Here is an 18,226-nt window from a genome sequence, read left to right as displayed (position 1 = left end):
CGTTCAGCTCTTGCCGCTGTCGGCCTTCTTCGAGCCGGCCTCGAGCACGTCGCCGGCGGGGAGCTCCTGGTGACCGCCGAACTGCAGGCGCATCGCCGACAACACCTGGTTGGCGAAGTGGTCCTCGCCGCGCGAGGCGAAGCGCTCGAACAGCGACGCGGCGAGCACCGGCACCGGAACACCCGTGTCGACCGCCGCCTTGACGGTCCACCGGCCCTCGCCCGAGTCCGAGACGCGCCCGGCGAGGCCGTCGAGCGTGGGGTTCTGCTCGAGCGCGGCGGCGGTGAGATCGAGCAGCCACGACGAGATCACGGAGCCGCGACGCCAGAGTTCGGTCACCCGAGCCGTGTCGATGTCGAACTGGTAGAACTCCGGCTCCTCCAGCGGCGCGACCTCGGCGGAGTGCTCGCCCTGGTGCAGCCCCGCGTCGGCGTTGTTGAGGACGTTGAGCCCCTCGGCGAGCGCGGCCATGATGCCGTACTCGATGCCGTTGTGGACCATCTTCACGAAGTGACCGGCTCCCGAGGGACCGCAGTGCAGGTAGCCGCGTTCCTCGGTCGCGTAGTCGCCGGTGCGGCCGGGCGTGCGCTCGACCTCTCCGGGTCCCGGCGCGATCGTGCGGAGCACGGGCTCGAGGTGCGCGACGGCTTCGTCATGGCCGCCGACCATGAGGCAGTATCCGCGCTCGAGGCCGAAGACGCCGCCGCTCGTCCCCACGTCGACGTAGTGGATGCCGGAGTCGTTCAGCTTCGCGGCCCGACGCACGTCGTCGCGGTAGTTCGAGTTGCCGCCGTCGATGATGATGTCGCCCGGCTCGAAGACCTCGGCGACCTGGTCGACGACGCTGCCGGTGAGACCAGCGGGGATCATCAGCCACACGGCGCGGGGCTTGGTGAGCTTCGAGGCGAGGTCGGCGATGCTGGTCGCTCCGGTCGCCCCTTCAGCGACGAGGGAGGCCACGGCATCCTGATTCACGTCGAAGACGACGCAGTCGTGACCGTCCTTCATGAGCCTGCGGACGATGTTGGCGCCCATTCGTCCGAGACCGACCATGGCGAGTTGCATTGGATCCCCGTTCATCGTGGATTGTTCATCGTGCGCGGGGCCGTGGGACGGTCCCACCCGCGAGTCTAGGAGCGCGAAGCCGCGGCGAGGTCCGCCTTGCGAGCCGACGCGGAGGCGGTTCTCACCTCAGGATGCCGAGGGAGCGCGCGGTCGAGACGGCCGCCGTGCGCGAGGTCACGCCGAGCTTCGAGAACACGTGGGCGAGGTGCGACTTCACGGTGGCGTCCGTGATGTGCAGGCGCTCGGCGACATCGGCGTTGGAGGCGCCGCGCGCCACGAGCCGCAGCACCTCGATCTCGCGGGCGGACAGGCTGATCCGGGGCTCGCGGAGACGGGCCATGAGCCGCCCCGCAATGGCGGGGGCGAGCGCGCTGTGTCCGGCGGCGGCGGCACGGACCCCGGCGAGCAGTTCGTGCGGCGGCGCGTCCTTGAGCAGGTATCCGCTCGCGCCGGCCTCGACGGCACCCAGGATGTCGCCGTCGGTGTCGTAGTTGGTGAGGATCAGCACGTACGGCGGCGCGGCGAGGGCGCGGACGCGGCGCGTCGCCTGAGCGCCCGCGGCACGGTCGCCGAACTGCAGGTCCATCAGCACGAGCTCGGGCGAGAGGGCCGCGGCGAGGTCGACGGCTTCGTCGGGGGTGGCGGCCTCGCCCACCACCTCGATGTCGGCCTCGGCATCCAGGAGCGCACGGACCCCCGCCCGCACGACGGGGTGATCGTCGGCGATCACGACGCGGATCACTGCGAGCCCCCGCTCGGCAGCGTCACGGCGACGGTGGTGCCCGCCCCCGGCGTGCTCGTCACCTCAATCGTCCCGTCGAGCTGGTCGACGCGCTCGCGCATCGCGCGCAGACCGAAGGAGTCGGTGCCGCCACCCCGCGCGTCGGGGGCGTCGGGATCGAACCCGCGGCCGTCGTCGGCGACGGTGAGCCGCACCGCGTGCCCCGCCGCGGTGAGCACCACGCGCACGCGCGTCGCGGCGGCGTGCTGGGCGACGTTGGCGAGAGCGCCCTGCGCGATGCGGAGGAGCGCGGTCTGCGCGTCCATCGGCAGCTCGACCTCGTCCGGCACGTCGACCTCGACGTCGACCCCCGCGTGTTCTCCCCAGCTGCGGGCGAGGCGCTCCAGCGCCGGTCCCAGGCCCTGGGTCAGGCTGGGCGGCGCGAGCTCGCGGATGAACCGTCGCGTCTCGGCGAGGCCGTCGGCGGCGGTCTGGCGGGCGAGCCGGATGTGCGCGATGCCCGGGCCGGTGGCATCCGCCCGCTCGGCGGCGTACAGCAGCATCTGGATGCTCGACAGCCCCTGCGCGACGGTGTCGTGGATCTCGCGCGCGAGGCGCCCGCGCTCGGCGAGGGTGCCCTGTTCACGCTCGGCCGCGGCCAGGCGGTCGCGCGTCGCCAGCAACTCGGCCATCAGCTCCTCGCGCTCGGCGGCGCGGCGCTCGAGGGCGGCGTAGCCGAGGCCGATCAGCAGGGCCACGCCGGCACCCACGACGGGCCCGACGACCCCGCCCACGGTGAGTCCTCCGTGCACGGCGAACGCGGCGATGGTGAGGGCGGTGGTCGCGACCACGGCGAGGGGCCCGGCGACCCTCGGCAGCACGTGCAGGTACAGGAAGAAGAGGGGAAAGACGAGGTACGCCGCCTCGGGCACCAGCCAGACCAGCGCGGCCCACACCGCCGTCAGCACCAGCACCCACGCGATGCCGGCCCCCGAACGCCCGCGACGGGCGACCCACGCACCCGCGAGGTAGACCAGTCCGAGCGCGACGGTGAGGGCGATCGGGGCCGCTCCGGCGCCCGTCACGAGCACCCGGACGACGACCAGCACGAGCAAGCCCGCGAAGAGCGCGTGCAACCCGATGCGCAGCCCCGCGAACACCGGGGCGAGAGGGCGATGAGACATGTCGCGATCCAGGCTACGGATGCCGAGCCCCCGACGGATCATCCGAAAGGTGGAAGGGAGGTTCGCCCGGGACGGCGATGACCCGGCGGCATCCGGTGACGAGGGTGGAAGGACGCCGGCGAAACCCGTCGGCCGGAAGGAGGCGACGTGTACGTCGCATGGCGCGATCTGCGGTTCGCCCGCGGGCGATTCGCCCTCATCGGGGCGGTCGTCGCCCTCATCACCCTGCTCGTCGGGTTCCTCTCGGGCCTCACCGGCGGCCTCGCCGCCCAGAACGTCTCGGCGGTGCTCGCTCTCCCCGCCGACCGGCTCGTCCTGCAGCCGGTGGGCGCGGCGGCGGCGACGTTCGCCGACTCCGCGATCGATGAAGCCACCGTCGACGCGTGGCGCACGGCCCCCGGCGTCGAGGCGGTCACCCCCATCGGCATCGCTCAGACGCGTGCCGAGGGGCCCGGAGCCTCGACCGCGGTGGCCCTCTTCGGCCTCGACGCCGGCACCAGCTTCCCCGCTCCGCGCCGCGACGACGAGATCGACCTCTCCGTGGGAGCGGCCAAGGACCTCGGCGCAGCGGTCGGGGACGTGGTCACGATCGCGGGCTCCTCGTACCAGGTCGCCGCGATCGGAGGCGACGACTGGTACAGCCACACTCCCGTGGTCACGCTCAGCGCGACCGCGTGGGCCGCCCTCGACGAGCGTCTGGGCGGGACGGGACGACCGACCGTGCTCGCCGTCTCCGGCTCCCCCGCGTGGGACACCGTCGCCGCCGACACCGGCACCGCGGCATCCACTCCCCTGTCGAGTCTCACGGCACTGTCGACGTTCCGCTCCGAGATCGGTTCGCTCGCGCTGATGATCGCGATGCTCTTCGGCGTCTCCGCCCTCGTTGTCGGCGCGTTCTTCACCGTCTGGACCATGCAGCGCTCGGCCGACATCGCGGTGCTGAAAGCCCTCGGGGCGAGCACCCCCGCTCTCGTCCGCGACGCCCTCGGTCAGGCGGTGGTCGTCCTCGCCGTCGGGGTGGGCGTCGGCATCGGCCTCACGGCGCTGCTCGGGGCGCTCGCCGGAGGAGCGCTTCCTTTCGTCCTGAGCCCCCTCACCACCCTCGCCCCCGCGGCAGTCATGGTCGCGCTCGGCCTCCTGGGCGCAGCCGTCTCGCTGCGCACCGTCACCTCGTCCGACCCCCTCACCGCCCTCGGGAGCACCCGATGATCCTTCTCGACGACGTCACCCTCACGTACCCCGACGGAGACGCCCGCGTCACCGCCGTCGACCACGTCACCCTCGAGGGGCGCCGGGGCGTGGTCACCGGTATCACCGGCCCCTCGGGTTCGGGAAAATCGAGCCTGCTCGCGCTCGCCGCGACCCTCGTCCGCCCGGACTCCGGCCGGGTGATCATCGACGGGGTGGATGCCACGGACCTCGACGCCGCGGGACGCACGGCGCTGCGACGCGAGCGGATCGGCATCGTTTTCCAGCAGCCGCAGCTGCTTCCCTCTCTCACCGCCCGCGAGCAGCTGCGCGTGATGGCGGAGCTGGGGGGACGGGGCCGTCGCGAGCGGCGCGCCGCTGTGCGCGGTCGCGTCGACGAACTACTGGATGCCGTCGGCCTGGGCACGTTCGGCGATCGCCGCCCCGCTCAGCTGTCGGGAGGGCAGCGCCAGAGGGTCGCGATCGCCCGGGCGCTCGTGCACGAGCCGCGCGTCCTGCTGGTCGACGAGCCGACGAGCGCGTTGGACAGTGCGCGGGGGGCGGAGATCATGGCGCTGATCTCACGGCTGACGCACGAGCGCGGCACCGCGACCCTCCTCGTGACGCACGACCTCGTGCACGCGGGGGCGCTGGATGAGACGGTCGAGGTCGTCGACGGACGCGCGGCGCTCGTCACCACCCGTACGCGTTGAACCACTCGCGACGGCGGTCGGCCTCACCGCGCGACTCGTCTCCCCGCCACGAGTCGTGGGGCTCGATCAGGCCGTCGCCGTCGCGGTCGACGAACGCCCAGCAGACGGGGCAGACGGAACGCCCGCCGGGAAAGCCGTCGTCCAGGAGAGGAGCGGCTTCGGCGGGGGTCCCGGCCGCGGCGCACTCCGGCGGGTCGGCCTGCAGGTCACTCCACAGCAGGCGCCCGCCCGTGCGGTGGTGAAGGCCGCGGTGGCCGTCCTCACGGGTGCAGATCTCCCCGTTCCTTCGGCTGAGGCACAGCCTCCGGGCGGCGCCCGGAAGCGCTGCCAGTGTTCGCGTCATCCTTCGATTCTCGCCGCTGCGAGCGCAGCGGGGGCAGGTGCGGGATGCGCACGGGGCGATGGGGGCCGGTGGGGAAGGGGTCGGCGGTCATCGCTGACCACCACCGGTGCGACGAGAGAACATGTCGACCTCCTGATGTCTCGACCATCCGTCCGCGACCCGAGAATTCCGAGGGGGTTGACAGGCCCGAAGTCGGTGCTAGGTATACCCCACGGGGGTATCATCGATGCATGCACGGATACGTGGGCCACAAAGACGACCTGCTCAAGCGTCTACGTCGCGCGGAGGGCCAGGTCCGCGGCATCGCGCGGATGGTCGACGACGACCAGTACTGCATCGACATCCTCACGCAGGTGTCCGCCGTCACGAAGGCGCTCGAGAACGTCGCCCTCTCGCTCCTCGACGACCATCTGTCGCACTGCGTGGCCGAGGCCGCGGCACAGGGCGGCCCGGTCGCCGAAGAGAAGCTCAAGGAAGCCAACCAGGCGATCGCTCGCCTGGTCCGTTCGTAAGGAGACACGCATGACCGAACAGCGCATCGAGCTCGGGCTCACCGCCGCACCGACGGGTGGCGGCTGCGCCGACGGATCCTGCGGGTGCGGGTCCGCGGCATCCGGAACTCCTGCCGTCACGGCGGACACGACCACGTCGGAGACGTCGACGCTGAGCGTCGAGGGCATGACGTGCGCCCACTGCGTGCGCGCGGTGACCGAGGAACTGAACGCCCTCGAGGGCGTCGCCGTGGTCGACGTCGACCTTCGCGTCGGCGACGCGTCGCTCGTGCGCTTCACGACCTCGCGGCCCGTCGACGACGACGAGATCGCGGCGGCGATCGACGAGGCCGGCTACACGCTCGTGCGCTGAGCCGTCACGCGGCGCGGTGCAGGACCGCCTCGACGGCGGCGTGGAACGTCAGCAGCTGGGCGACCTCCACCGCGCGGTCGTAGCGCGTGCCGCCGAGCGCGACGAAGACGGAGCCGACGACCTCGACGTATCCGACGATGTAGCCGTCGCGCGCGACCTCGTAGAGGTCGATGTCGATGCGCGTCCACGGGATCTCGATCGGGGCCACGGGCGCCGAATTCGCGGCCGCCTTCGCGGCGACGACGTGACCCGAACGGCTGAGCGGTGCTTCCATGACCATGTGAGACTCCTGAGGTCGTCCGGGTGTGTTCTCACCCTGCGCCCTGAAGTTCTGCGCCGCGCGACCCTTGACGAAACGCCTATGCCCGGCTAGCCACTTTCACAGCGTCGCGCGCGCCGGCCGACCCCGACGCGGACGCTCCTCGGAGATCGCGATGCCCGCACGGCCGATCGTCATCCGCTCCACCTCGTCGAGCCAGCGCAGCTCGGCCTCGAGGCGCGCGCGCCGCGCCGCCGCGACGACCGCGACGCCCACCACGTCCTCTCCCCCGGAGCGGCGAGCCTCCTCCGACAGCGCAGCCCGGACGCCCGCGCGCTGCGCCGACAGGATGCCGCGGACGTCGGCCCCCGGCAGGGTGACCGCCAGGCCGATGCGCAGGGCGACCTCGTCGCGACCGTCGGCCACGGAGGCCGACTGCAGCCAGGCCCGAGCCTCGGTGCGTCCCGCGGGCGTCACGCTCCACAGGACTCGACCGTCGTCGTCCACGCCGTCGTTGGCGACGAGCCCGTCGCGCTCGAGCCGCTCGAGGGTCGTGTACACCTGCCCGACGTTGACGGAGGCACCCGTGCGACGGATGTACTCGGCGCGCAGCTGGGAGCCGTAACAGGCGCCGTGGTCGAGGATCGCGAGCAGGCTCTGACGCACCGACATGGACTCTCCGAACACGCACGAGAAATGACTTTCCGAGTATATGGTTCGACGCCGAATCAACGCGGAATGACGCGATGCGGCGCGGCGTAGCATGTGGTCTGACCACATAGCACACCTTGATCGGAGGCTCCTCGTGGAGTGGCTCGACCCCCTTGCTCTCGCCCGCTGGCAGTTCGGGTTGACGACCCTTTACCACTTCCTCTTCGTGCCTCTGACGCTCGGGATGTCGCTCGTCGTGGCGATCTTCCAGACCGTCTGGTACCGCACCGGGGACGTGAAGTGGCTGCACCTCACCCGGTTCTTCGGGAAGATCTTCCTCATCAACTTCGCGATGGGCGTCGTCACCGGCATCGTGCAGGAATTCCAGTTCGGCATGAACTGGTCGGCCTACTCCCGCTTCGTCGGCGACGTCTTCGGCGCCCCGCTCGCGTTCGAGGGGCTCCTGGCCTTCTTCCTCGAGGCCACGTTCATCGGCCTGTGGATCTTCGGCTGGGACAAACTCCCCCGCCTCGCCCACCTCGCGAGCATCTGGATGGCAACCCTCGGCGCGACGTTCTCGGCGTACTTCATCATCGCCGCCAACGCGTTCATGCAGAACCCGGTCGGCTACCAGATGGCCGCCGACGGCCACCGCGCCGAGCTCGTCGACTTCTGGGCGATGCTCACCAACCCCGTGGCGCTCGCGGCCTTCCCGCACACGATCTTCTCGGGCTGGATGTTCGCGGCCATGATCGTCGCCTCGATCTCCGCCTGGCACCTCGCCCGCGGACGCAACGTCGAGATGATGCGCACGACCCTCCGCTTCGGCCTGTGGTCGGCGATCGTGTCCTTCGTGCTCGTCGCGATCGCCGGTGACCAGCTGAGCCTGGTGATGGTCGCGACCCAGCCGATGAAGATGGCGGCGGCGGAGGCGACCTTCAACACCGTCTGCGGACAGGATGCCTCGTTCTCGATCTTCACGCTGGGCACCCCCGACGGCACGAGCGAGCTGTTCTCGATCCGCGTGCCCTTCCTCCTCAGCATCCTGTCGACGCACTCCCTCGACGGTTGCGTCGAAGGCATCAACGACCTGAACACGATGTACAGCCAGCAGATGTTCCCGCAGTTCGCCGACCAGGTGGACGGGAACTTCGCGCCCGTGCTGTGGGTCACCTACTGGGCCTTCCGCTGGATGATCGCCCTCGGCGGCCTCACGGCCCTCATCAGCGCGGTGGGTCTCTGGGTCACGCGTAAGAAGGCCACCCGCCCGGTGAAGCAGTGGATGTGGCGCGTGGCGATCTGGGCGGCTCCCCTGCCGATGATCGCGAGCCTCGTGGGCTGGGTCTTCACGGAGATGGGCCGGCAGCCGTGGATCGTCTTCGGCCTCATGCTCACGCAGGACGGCGTCTCCCCCAGCGTCCCGGGCTGGAGCGTGCTCGTCTCGCTCATCGCCTTCACACTCACCTACGCGAGCCTCGCGGTGGTGGAGTTCGGACTCATCAAGAAGTACGCGCAGAAGGGACCGGACCCGCTGCCGGATCCGAACGCGCCGCGGGAGCCCGACACCGTCGAGAACACCCCGACCACCGTCTACTGAATCGGCCCAAGGAGAACATCATGGATCTCGCCTACCTCTGGTTCTGGATCGTCGGATTCCTCTTCATCGGCTACTTCGTGCTCGACGGGTTCGACTTCGGCGTCGGGATGTCGCTGCCGTTCCTCGGCAAGGACGACATCGCTCGCCGGCAGATCATCAACACCATCGGCCCCGTGTGGGACCTCAACGAGACGTGGGTCATCGTCGCGGGCGCGGCCCTGTTCGCCTCCTTCCCCGAGTGGTACGCCACCCTCTTCAGCGGGTTCTACCTGCCGCTGCTGCTGATCCTGCTGGCCCTGATCGCCCGGGGCGTGTCGTTCGAGTACCGCCACCAGCGCGACTCGCTGAAGTGGAAGCGCGGCATCGACCGCATGATCGTCATCGGCTCCGCCGTCCCCGCCTTCCTCTGGGGGGTCGCGTTCGCCAACATCGTGCAGGGCGTGCCCCTGGATGCCGATCACGAGTACGTCGGCAGCCTGTTCACGCTGCTCAATCCCTACGGCATCCTGGGCGGACTGGTGACCCTGCTGCTGTTCTTCACCCACGGCGTGTACTTCGTGGCGCTGAAGACGGACGGGCAGGTGCGGACGGACGCACGCAAGCTCGCCAAGACCTCGGGCCTGGCGACCATCGTCGCCGCGGCGCTGTTCCTTGTCTGGACGATCATCCAGGCGGCGAACAACCAGGCACCGCTCCTGATGGGGGTCGTGGCCTTCTCGGGGATCGCGGCGCTCGCCCTGATCGGCTCGTGGGTGGCGAACCTGCGCGACCGCGAGGGCACCGCCTTCACGCTCGGCGCCATCACGATCGTCACGGCGGTGGCGGCTCTGTTCTTCGCCCTCTTCCCGAACGTCATGCCCTCGACCCTCGAGGCGGGATCGGGCCTGACGATCGAGAACGCCTCCAGCACCGACTACACGCTGACGATCATGAGCTGGGCGGCGCTGATCTTCCTCCCGCTCGTGCTGGCGTACCAGGGCTGGACGTACTGGGTGTTCCGCAAGCGCGTCACGCGCGCCCGCATCGAGAAGGCCGCGCTCGTCGCCCACTGACGCCGGTCGCCCCGCTCCCCCGTGGAGCGGGGCGAGCCGTCTGAAAGGATCGTTGTCGTGAATGACGTGGGAGCCGAGAAGATGCGTCCCGTGGACCCGCGGCTCGTCCGCTACGCGACGGCCGCGCGCGGGTTCCTCGTCGTCACCGCCGCGATCGTCCTGGCGCAGACCGGCGTGATCGTCGGCTTCGCGTGGGCCCTGACCTCGGCGCTCGTCGGCGCGATCAGCGGGCGCCCGCCGGCGGAACTCTGGGCGCACGTCGGGGTCGCGGCATCCCTGGTCCTCGTCCGCGGGCTGCTGATCGTCGCCTCGGAGCGCGTGTCGGCGCGGGGAGCGGCCGTCGCCTCGCTGCAGCTGCGCGAGAAGGTCGTCGCCGCGGTGGCGCGGCTCGGACCCCGCTGGCTCGCCGGTCGCAACACCGCGACCCTCGCAACGACCGCGGGACACGGCCTCGAGGCGCTCGACGCCTACTTCGGTCGCTACCTGCCCCAGCTCGTCGCGACCGCGATCACGATGCCCATCCTCATCGGTGCGATCGCCCTCGCCGATCCGCTCTCGGGCCTGATCGTCGTGCTGACGATCCCGCTCATCCCGATCTTCATGGTGCTGATCGGACTCGCCACCCGGTCCGTGCAGCAGAAGCAGTACCGCACTCTGGGCCGGCTCGCCGCACGCTTCTCGGACACCGTCGAGGGCCTCGGCACGCTCAAGGCGTTCGGACGTCAGCACCGCGCGGCCGACACGATCGAGACCGTCACGCGCGACTACAAGCGCGAGACGATGACGGTGCTGCGCGTGTCGTTCCTGTCGGGTTTCGCGCTGGAGTTCCTGGCATCCATCTCGGTCGCGATCATCGCGGTCACGATCGGATTCCGCCTGCTCGCCGGCGACCTGTCGCTGCTCGTCGGACTGTTCGTGCTGCTGCTCGCCCCCGAGGCGTACCTTCCGCTGCGCCAGGTCGGCGTGCAGTTCCACGCGGCGTCGGAGGGGGTGGCGGCGACGGGCGAGATCTTCGACGCCCTCGACGCGGCGCGGAAGACGCCTGTCCCGGATGCCGAGACCCCGGCGACCGGATCGACGGTGGCGCTGCACGAGGTGCGCGTGGACCGCGAAGAGCACCGGATGCCGCGGGTGTCGCTCTCGGTCGGACCCGGCGAGGTGGTGCTTGTGACCGGCCCCAGCGGCGTCGGCAAGTCGTCGCTGATCGCCGCGCTGCTCGGATACGCGGCGCACGACGGAGAGGTGCGGGTCGACGGGGTCGCCGTGCCTCACGCGCGCGCCGCCGCAGCCTGGGCCGGACAGCGACCCGGACTCGTCTCGGGGACCGTGCACGACAACGTCTCGCTCGGGTCTCCCGCGGATCCCGCCGCGATCGCCACCGCCCTCGCCGACGCGGGCGCGGCCGACATCGACCCCGCCACCCCGCTCGGCGCGGGCGGGTCGGGCCTCTCGGGCGGTCAGGCGCAGCGCGTGGCGGTGGCGCGGGCGCTGTACCGGGCCCGAGTCGCGGGAGCCCCGGTGCTGGTGCTCGACGAGCCCTCGAGTGCGCTGGATGCCACGACCGAGGCGCACCTGTGGGCGACGCTGCGCCGCGAGGCCGACGCCGGCCGCGGCGTGCTGCTCGTGTCGCACCGCCCGTCCGCACGGTCGATCGCGGATCGCGTGGTGGTGCTGCGGCCCGAGGCCTCGGAGCCCGCACCCGAGGTCCCTGAGCCCGTGCGCGAGGTCCCTGAGCCCCCGCGCGAGGTCGCCGAGCCCGCACCCGAGGTCCCTGAGCCTGTCGAAGGGACCGGAGGCTTCGACGAGCTCAGCCACCTCCGCCCCGCACGGGAGGCCCCTGAGCCCGTGCGCGAGGTCCCTGAGCCTGTCGAAGGGACCGGAGGCTTCGACGAGCTCAGCCACCTCCGCCCCGCACCTGGACACGGGGAGGGGCGCTCGTGAACGCCCGGGTGCGCGGCATCCTGCGCTCCGCGATGCCCTCGCGTCGGCGGTTCGCCCCCGCGGTGCTCTCGGGCTTCGGCACGGCGCTCAGCGCCGTCGCGCTCCTCGCGGCGAGCGCGTGGCTCATCGCGCGGGCGGCGGAGCAGCCGCTGGTGATGTATCTGTCCGCGGCGGTCGTCGGCGTGCGGGCCTTCGCGCTGTCGCGCGGGGTCTTCCGCTATCTCGAGCGGCTGACCAGCCACGACGCCGCGCTGCACCAGCTCGCCGGAGTGCGTGCGGACCTCGTCCGAGAGCTCGTGCCCCTCGCCCCGGACGGGCTCGGACGCGCGGAGCGCGGCGGTCTGCTGTCGAGCGTGGTCGACGACGTCGAGGAGTTGCAGAACCTTCCCCTCCGCGTGGTCCTCCCCCTCTCGTCCGCCGTGCTGACCTCGCTCGCCGCCGTCGTGTTCACGGCGTTCATCTCGTGGCCCGCCGCCCTCGTGCTCCTCGGGTGCCTCGTCGTCGCGTTCGCAGTGGCCGTCGCGGTCGGGTGGGTCGCGGGCGCGCGCGCCGAACGCTCGGTCGCACCGCTGCGCGCCGCGGTCGCGGACGCGGTGCACGACCTTCTGACGAACCTCGATGTGCTGACCGCCTACGGGGCTCTGGATGCCGCGCGCGAGCGCATCCGTTCGGCCGACGCCGCTCTGCGCCGGGCGTTGGTGCGCCGCGGTGTCGCCCAGGGCCTCACCTCCGGCACGGTCTCGGTGCTCGCCGGCGCCGCCTCACTCCTCGCCCTGGCGGTCGCGGCCCCGGGAGTCACCGGCGGAACCCTCTCGGGCCCGGGGCTGGCGGTCGTCGTGCTGCTGCCGATGGCGGTGTTCGAGGTGTTCGGGCCGGTTCCTCTCGCCCTGGCATCCTGGCGCCAGGTGCGCGCCGCCGCCGAGCGGATCGCCGACGCGGTGCCCGAGAGCATCCCCGACGGCCTGCCGCGGGAGGACCCCGCGCCCACCGGTGTCGGCCCCTCGCTCGGCGACGGTCTGGTGCTGCGCGGCGTGGCCGCGCACTGGCCCGCCCGCAGCGACACCGACGGCGACGCCGGACGCCTCGACGACGTCGATCTACGCGTCGGCCCGGGCGAGCGGGTGCTCGTCACCGGACCGAGCGGCGCGGGCAAGACGACGCTCGCGCACGTGCTCGTGCGCTTCCTCGACTACGCGGGGTCGTACACGGTCGGCGGCGTCGAAGCGCGGGACCTCTCCGGCGACGACCTCCGCCGGACGGTCGGGCTCATCGAGCAGGCGCCGTTCCTCTTCGACGAGTCGGTGCGGCAGAACCTGCTCTTCGCGCGGGACTCCGCCACCGACGGCGACCTGTGGGCGGTGCTCGCGCGGGTCGGGCTCGACGGGTGGGTCCGCGAGCGCGGCGGCCTCGACGCCCGCGTCGGCGACCGGGGCGTCCTCGTCTCGGGCGGCCAGGCGCAGCGTCTCGCCCTCGCCCGGGCGCTCCTGCGCGGGTTCCCGGTGCTCGTGCTCGACGAGCCGACCGCGGGCGTGGACCCGGCGGCATCCGAGGCCCTCCTCCACGATCTGCTGGGTGCGGTCGATCGCGAGCGAGCCGTGGTTCTCGTGTCGCACGTCGAGGTGCCGGCGGGACTCGTGGACCGCGAGGTGCGGATGGAGGACGGGCGGATCGTCGCGTCGTCGCGGTCCTGAGCGCTCGTCACGGCGCGCTCAAAGGCTCCCTCCCTACCGTGAGCGCGTGCGCGACGGATGGCAGGCCCGCCTCGGGCGAGGTGCCCTCGCCCTGATCGCCGTCGCGATCGTGGTGGCGGTGATCCTCGCGATCCTCCCCGAGCCGGCCGCGGTCATTCTGGGCATCGCCCTGACCGCCTCGCTCAGCCGCAGCCAGCTGGAGCGGGATCGGCGAGGCCGGCTCGAGGCTCTCCTCGTCCTGCCCGTGATCGGCCTCGCGGGGGTGGCCCTCGGCGCCCTCCTGCGCGCGAGTCCGGGGATCGGCGCGGTCGTCTACGTCGTGGTCCTCGTGTCCGCGGTCGCGTTGCGGGGGCGCGGTCCGCTCTGGCGTCGGATCGGTTCGCTCGTGGCGACTCCGTTCCTCGCGGTGCTGTTCCTGCCCGCGGGGGCGGAAGCGGACCGGGGAACCTTCGTCGCCGTCGTGGCGCCGATCGGGATCGCCGTGCTGGCGTGGACGGTGGTGACGGTGGTGCAGGTGACCGCGCGCCGTCTGGGACTCATCCTCGAGCCGACGAGCCCCGCACGTCCCGAGGCGTCGACGCCGAGCCGCCTGCGCCCCTCCGCCTCCGCGCGGTCCGCCCTCCAGCTCGGCGTCGCCCTCACGGCGGCCTTCGTGATCGACGGCACGGTCTTCGGCGGGCACTGGCCCTGGGTCGTGCTCAGCACGGTCATCGTCGCGTACCTCCCCCGGGGCCGGGCGGATGCCATCCGCACCGGCGTGCATCGCCTGGTCGGCGCCGCGATGGGGTCGCTGGTGGCCCTCCTCCCCGCGGGGATCCTGCCGACCGACGGTGGCCTCCTCGTGGCTCTGGCGCTCGCGGCGATCGGGATCGGCATCCTGTTCCGTGAGGTCGGTTACGCGGCGTGGGCCTTCGGCGTGACGGTCGCGTTGACGCTGCTCGAACGCCTCACGGGCCAGCCCAGCCCGCTCATCGGGCAGCGCCTGATCGAGATCGCCGTGGGCGTCGCGATCGGGCTGCTCGCGGTCGCCCTCGTGTATCCGGTGCGCACCACCGACGTCGTGCGATCGCGCCTGAGCGGAGTGCTCGCCGCCGTGTCGGACCGCCTCACCGCGGCGGAGCCGGCCGAAGCGCACGCCGTCGACGCGCGGCTGCGCGGTGCGCTGCGCGAACTCGATCGGTCGGTCGCCGCGCTGACCGACGCCGGGCGCGTGCTCGCCCTGGTGCGTCGCCCTCCGCCGCGCGCGGCGACGTGGGCGAGCGATGCGCACCTGCTCGCGGCGCGAGCCGTCGCCGCCCCGACGCCCGGCCCGGGTGCTCTGCGTCGGGCGGTCGGCGAGGCTCGCCGCGCGTTGCGGTCGCCCGACGACCTGGGTCCCGCGCTCCGACGAGCGGTCGAATCGGGCTGAGGGCGCGGGGCCGCACGGCCTCCCTCGCTGTCCGAAACACCCGAGCGCTTTCGCGGAGCGTCCGGGTGTTTCGGACACTCGACCGAGGCGACGCCCCGAAGCGCGCGCCAGGCTCCGCGGCGGCGCCCCGGCGTTTGCGGCAGGCGCGGATTCAGGATGCCGCGACGAACCGCACCCGATCCGGGGCGACGCGCACGAGCACCACGTCCCCCACGCGGATCGCCGTCGCCTCGCTCGGAGACACTTCCGCGGCGCCCCGGTCCGTCACGATCCGGACGCCGGTCGGCGTCGGTTCGAGACCCCGCACGGTCGCCGGGCATCCCTCTCCCAGGCGCACGTCGGCGGCGCGGAACACGGCGGCCAGCGGAACCCCGTCCGTGGCGGCGAGCGCGAGGGAGGCGACATCCGTCGACTCCAGGCGCATCCCCGCGCTCTCCCAACCGCCGCGGCGAGCGACGCCCTCGAGGCGTTCGAGACCGGCGATGGCGGCGGCGACGGCGGTCGTCGGCGCCGCGAGCACCTCGCGCACCGGCCCCGCCTGCGTCACGCGGCCGCGCTCCACGATGACGAGTCGGTCCGCGAGGGCGGCGGCGTCGACCGCGTCATGCGTGACCGCGATCGTCGTGACGCCGGCGAGACGCTCGCGCAGCATCGCGCGGATCTCCGACGCCGTCACCGCGTCGAGCGCGACGAGAGGCTCGTCCAGCAGCACCACCCGCGGCTCCGCGGCGAGCGCGCGGGCCACGGCGACCCGCTGCTGCTCGCCGCCGGAAAGCTGCGCGGGCCGGCGATCTCCGGCCCCGCGAAGACCGACTCGGGCCAGCCACTCATCCGCGGACGAACGAGCGAGGGATGCCGGGACCCCGGCCGCACGCGGACCGAACGCGACGTTCTCGCGCGCGGTGAGGTGCGGGAACAGGCGCGCGTCCTGTCCGAGCAGGACGATCCCGCGCTTCATCGGGGCGGTGCGCACGCGCGGAGCCCGGTCGAGGAGGCGTCCGTCGAGCACGATCTCTCCCCCGTCGAGCGGGGTGAGTCCGGCGAGCGCGCCGAGGAGCGTCGACTTGCCGGCTCCGCTGCGGCCCATCACGGCGACGGTTTCGCCGGCCGCGGCCTCGAGCGCGATGTCGACGGCGAAGTCGCGCCGACGCACGATGATGCGGGCGCGGAGGGCGGCGGCATCCGGGATCGCGGGGGCGTCCGGGGCGGTGGACGGCTCGCTCACCGACCCACCCCCGGACGCCATCCGCGCACGAGCAGCAGCACCGCGACCGCCGTGACGAGCAGCAGCAGGGAGAGCGCCACCGCCGTCCCCTGCGAGACCCCGGCGCCGTTGAACGCCGTGTATATCGCGAGCGGCATGGTCTGCGTCACGCCGGGCCGGTTGCCGGCGAAGAGGGCGGTCGCCCCGAACTCCCCGATCGCGCGGGCGAAGCAGAGCACGACCCCCGCGACGATGCCGGGGGCGGCGAGCGGCAACGTCACCCGTCGGAGGATGGTCGCGCGCGAGGCGCCGAGGGAGGCCGCGGCGCGCTCGAACTCCACACCGGTGCTGCGGAGGGCCCCCTCGACCGCGAGCACGAGGAACGGCAGCGCGACGAACACCTGCGCGAGCACGACGGCCGGCGTCGTGAACGGCAGCCCGAGAGCGCCGAACCATCCGTTGCGACCGAACAGGTAGAGCAGCGCGACGCCCCCGACCATCGGCGGCAGAACGAGGGGCACGGTCACCAGCGCCCGCAGCAGCGCGGCGACCCGCGCGGGACTCCGGGCGATCACGAGGGCGAGCGGGATGCCGACGAGCGCGCACAGCACGGTGGCGGCGGCCCCCGTGGACAGCGACAGGCCGAGCGCCGAGAGCGCGGCATCCGAAGTCACCTCCGAGATCAGCGTCGCCCACTCGACGCGGGCGATGAGGGCCGTCAACGGCACGAGGAGGAAGAGCAGCCCGACCGCCGCCGGCAGGATCAGCCAGCGGGGGACGTACCCCGCCGCCCTCACGGCGCCCGGAAGCCCGCGTCGGCGAGGATGCGCTGGCCGTCCTCCGACAGCACGAAGGCGACGAACGCCGCCGCCGCGTCGGGGTTCGGTGCGCCCGAGAGGGCCGCGATCGGGTAGCGGTTGACCACGGCGTCGGCTCCGTCGGGCACGATCTTCTCGACGTCGTCGCGGCCCACGACGTCGGTCGCGTAGACGAGCCCCGCGTCGGCCTCTCCGGCCGCCACCTTCGTCAGCACCGCGGTGACGTTCTGCTCCGAACTCGCGGGGCTCACCGTCACCCCGGCGTTCGACAGCAGCGTCTGGGATGCCGCTCCGCACGGGACCTCGGGGGCGCACAGCACCGTCGTCACGCGGGAGAGGTCTGCGAGCGTCTTGACACCCCCGGGATTGCCGGCGGGCACCGCGATCACGAGCGTGTTGGCCGCGAAGATGCGCGGATCGGGGGCCTGCGCGGCCACTTTCGACATGTTCTTCTCGTCGGCCGAGGCGAACACGTCGGCCGGAGCACCCTCGCCGATCTGGGTCGCGAGCGTGCTCGACCCGTCGTAGACCGGGGCCACCGTGACGCCCGGGTGCGCGGCCTCGAATGCCGTCGCGATCTCGTCGAAGGAGCGCTGCAGGGACGCGGCGGCGTAGACCTCGAGCGTCCCGCCCAGCTGATCCGCGGATGCCGCAGGCTGAGGGGACGGGCTGGCGCAGGCGGCGAGCAGGGCGGCGACGGCGAAGACACCGGCGAGACGGAGGGGACGGCGCATGGGAGTTCCTTCACGGCGTCACGCGCCGGTCGACGTAGATCCGCATTCGCGGATAATTACCTCGAATATATCCGCTTACCGCCCTCTCCGGCCCCCGAGTCCGGTTCGCCGCGGCGCGGGTCGGTTCATCCGCGGGCCGAACTCCTGAGAAGTCGTCGAGAAGTGGCATCCACTCCGCCCCGCAGCGCCCCCGCAACGGCGAAATTCAGGAGTTTCGCCCGCGGCGAGTCAGCCGCGCGGAGCCTCCACCGTCACGACCGTCGCCTTCATCGACGCCACGGCGAGAGCGCCCGGCTCGAGTGCGAGCTCTTCGGCGGCCTCCGCCGACATGAGCGACACCACGCGGTGCGGCCCGCATTGCAGATCGACCTGAGCCATGACCCCATCGATCTGCACCCGCGTGACGATGCCGACGAAGCGGTTGCGCGCACTGGAGGCGACGCCCGTGGGGTCGTCGGGCTCGTCCGCGAGGGCCACGGCCCGCTCAGCGAGGGCCGCACCCGGGATCTCGACAGGAGATGCCCCGGTCGTCGGCAGCACGCCCTGATCGATCCAGCGTCGGACCGTGTCGTCGCTCACGCCGAGCAGCCGGGCGGCGGCCGAGATGCGAAAGGTGTTCGGCATGCGACGACCGTACCGCGCGGTCGTGCGCGCCGTTCGGCGCCGGCGCAGGCGCGGGCGCCGGCGCGGGAGGAGATCCTCGGACGGGAGCACGCCCCGGCTCAGCACGGCCCTCCGCTCCCCGGATCTCCCCCCGCGCCAGCGTGCGCACCACCGGCCCGCCGCGCTCCCC

19 protein-coding genes are annotated in these 18,226 nt (G+C 72.5%); 9 read left to right on the top strand and 10 right to left on the bottom strand.

Going from position 1 to position 18,226, the window contains the following annotated elements:
* Positions 1-3: 3 nt before the first annotated feature.
* From gnd to MTES_RS12415, 3 genes are all read right to left on the bottom strand, one after another.
* Positions 4-1,080 carry a phosphogluconate dehydrogenase (NAD(+)-dependent, decarboxylating) gene (gnd, locus tag MTES_RS12425; protein WP_231848078.1) on the bottom strand — a complete coding sequence of 359 codons (1,077 nt, stop codon included), beginning with the start codon at positions 1,078-1,080 and terminating at the stop codon, positions 4-6.
* Positions 1,081-1,186: 106 nt separating this feature from the next.
* Positions 1,187-1,807 carry a response regulator gene (locus tag MTES_RS12420; protein WP_013585610.1) on the bottom strand — a complete coding sequence of 207 codons (621 nt, stop codon included), beginning with the start codon at positions 1,805-1,807 and terminating at the stop codon, positions 1,187-1,189.
* Positions 1,804-2,970 (bottom strand): sensor histidine kinase, encoded by a 1,167-nt coding sequence (locus MTES_RS12415; protein WP_043361408.1) that lies wholly within the window; start codon positions 2,968-2,970, stop codon positions 1,804-1,806. Before MTES_RS12415 ends, MTES_RS12420 begins: the two co-directional genes overlap by 4 nt.
* 147 nt (positions 2,971-3,117) lie before the next feature.
* Between MTES_RS12415 and MTES_RS12410 the strand changes: the two genes are divergently transcribed.
* Together MTES_RS12410 and MTES_RS12405 are read left to right on the top strand one after the other, a co-directional pair.
* Positions 3,118-4,179 (top strand): ABC transporter permease, encoded by a 1,062-nt coding sequence (locus MTES_RS12410; RefSeq protein ID WP_013585608.1) that lies wholly within the window; start codon positions 3,118-3,120, stop codon positions 4,177-4,179.
* On the top strand, positions 4,176-4,871 hold the full coding sequence (locus MTES_RS12405; RefSeq protein ID WP_013585607.1) for an ABC transporter ATP-binding protein: 696 nt from the start codon (positions 4,176-4,178) through the stop codon (positions 4,869-4,871). Before MTES_RS12410 ends, MTES_RS12405 begins: the two co-directional genes overlap by 4 nt.
* On the opposite strand, the gene MTES_RS12400 is transcribed toward MTES_RS12405, so the two are convergent.
* Complete coding sequence (locus MTES_RS12400) at positions 4,852-5,214, bottom strand: hypothetical protein (RefSeq protein WP_013585606.1); 363 nt, start codon at positions 5,212-5,214, stop codon at positions 4,852-4,854. The genes MTES_RS12405 and MTES_RS12400 overlap by 20 nt on opposite strands.
* A gap of 230 nt (positions 5,215-5,444) precedes the next feature.
* Here MTES_RS12400 and MTES_RS12395 point away from each other — a divergent pair, with 230 nt between their 5' ends.
* Together MTES_RS12395 and MTES_RS18940 are read left to right on the top strand one after the other, a co-directional pair.
* Complete coding sequence (locus MTES_RS12395; RefSeq protein ID WP_013585605.1) at positions 5,445-5,726, top strand: metal-sensitive transcriptional regulator; 282 nt, start codon at positions 5,445-5,447, stop codon at positions 5,724-5,726.
* Between the two features lie 10 nt (positions 5,727-5,736).
* On the top strand, positions 5,737-6,078 hold the full coding sequence (locus MTES_RS18940; protein ID WP_013585604.1) for a heavy-metal-associated domain-containing protein: 342 nt from the start codon (positions 5,737-5,739) through the stop codon (positions 6,076-6,078).
* Between the two features lie 4 nt (positions 6,079-6,082).
* Here the strand turns inward: MTES_RS18940 and MTES_RS12385 are convergent, their stop codons facing one another.
* A complete protein-coding gene (locus tag MTES_RS12385) occupies positions 6,083-6,358 on the bottom strand; it encodes a hypothetical protein (protein WP_013585603.1) in 276 nt (91 codons plus the stop codon).
* Positions 6,359-6,457: 99 nt separating this feature from the next.
* Positions 6,458-7,009 (bottom strand): PadR family transcriptional regulator, encoded by a 552-nt coding sequence (locus MTES_RS12380; protein ID WP_013585602.1) that lies wholly within the window; start codon positions 7,007-7,009, stop codon positions 6,458-6,460.
* A 133-nt stretch (positions 7,010-7,142) separates the two neighbouring features.
* On the opposite strand from MTES_RS12380, the gene MTES_RS12375 reads away from it, so the two are divergent.
* The 5 genes from MTES_RS12375 to MTES_RS12355 all read left to right on the top strand — a co-directional run bounded on the left by MTES_RS12375 (position 7,143) and on the right by MTES_RS12355 (position 14,677).
* The gene (locus tag MTES_RS12375; protein WP_013585601.1) at positions 7,143-8,585 is read left to right on the top strand and encodes a cytochrome ubiquinol oxidase subunit I; all 1,443 of its coding nucleotides are present in this window, start codon (positions 7,143-7,145) and stop codon (positions 8,583-8,585) included.
* 20 nt (positions 8,586-8,605) lie between these two features.
* Positions 8,606-9,637 carry a cytochrome d ubiquinol oxidase subunit II gene (gene cydB / locus MTES_RS12370; protein ID WP_043361406.1) on the top strand — a complete coding sequence of 344 codons (1,032 nt, stop codon included), beginning with the start codon at positions 8,606-8,608 and terminating at the stop codon, positions 9,635-9,637.
* Positions 9,638-9,718: 81 nt separating this feature from the next.
* Positions 9,719-11,578 (top strand): thiol reductant ABC exporter subunit CydD, encoded by a 1,860-nt coding sequence (gene cydD, locus MTES_RS12365; protein ID WP_050901868.1) that lies wholly within the window; start codon positions 9,719-9,721, stop codon positions 11,576-11,578.
* Positions 11,575-13,269 carry a thiol reductant ABC exporter subunit CydC gene (gene cydC, locus MTES_RS12360; protein ID WP_013585598.1) on the top strand — a complete coding sequence of 565 codons (1,695 nt, stop codon included), beginning with the start codon at positions 11,575-11,577 and terminating at the stop codon, positions 13,267-13,269. The genes cydD and cydC overlap by 4 nt, the downstream gene beginning before the upstream one ends.
* A 46-nt stretch (positions 13,270-13,315) precedes the next feature.
* Complete coding sequence (locus MTES_RS12355; RefSeq protein WP_013585597.1) at positions 13,316-14,677, top strand: FUSC family protein; 1,362 nt, start codon at positions 13,316-13,318, stop codon at positions 14,675-14,677.
* Positions 14,678-14,828: 151 nt separating this feature from the next.
* On the opposite strand, the gene MTES_RS12350 is transcribed toward MTES_RS12355, so the two are convergent.
* The 4 genes from MTES_RS12350 to MTES_RS12335 form a co-directional block, all read right to left on the bottom strand.
* Positions 14,829-15,902: an ATP-binding cassette domain-containing protein gene (locus MTES_RS12350; protein WP_013585596.1), complete on the bottom strand. Its 1,074-nt coding sequence runs from the start codon at positions 15,900-15,902 to the stop codon at positions 14,829-14,831.
* Complete coding sequence (modB, locus tag MTES_RS12345) at positions 15,899-16,678, bottom strand: molybdate ABC transporter permease subunit (protein WP_043361403.1); 780 nt, start codon at positions 16,676-16,678, stop codon at positions 15,899-15,901. The genes MTES_RS12350 and modB overlap by 4 nt, the downstream gene beginning before the upstream one ends.
* The gene (modA, locus tag MTES_RS12340; RefSeq protein WP_013585594.1) at positions 16,675-17,433 is read right to left on the bottom strand and encodes a molybdate ABC transporter substrate-binding protein; all 759 of its coding nucleotides are present in this window, start codon (positions 17,431-17,433) and stop codon (positions 16,675-16,677) included. Before modA ends, modB begins: the two co-directional genes overlap by 4 nt.
* Before the next feature lie 228 nt (positions 17,434-17,661).
* On the bottom strand, positions 17,662-18,057 hold the full coding sequence (locus tag MTES_RS12335; RefSeq protein WP_013585593.1) for a TOBE domain-containing protein: 396 nt from the start codon (positions 18,055-18,057) through the stop codon (positions 17,662-17,664).
* Positions 18,058-18,226 lie beyond the last annotated feature (169 nt).

The sequence above is a fragment of the Microbacterium testaceum StLB037 genome, from assembly GCF_000202635.1.
GTDB lineage: Bacteria > Actinomycetota > Actinomycetes > Actinomycetales > Microbacteriaceae > Microbacterium > Microbacterium testaceum_F.
The sequence above is the reverse complement of the archived record's forward strand: the minus strand, read 5'-3'. Positions and strand labels throughout refer to the sequence as shown.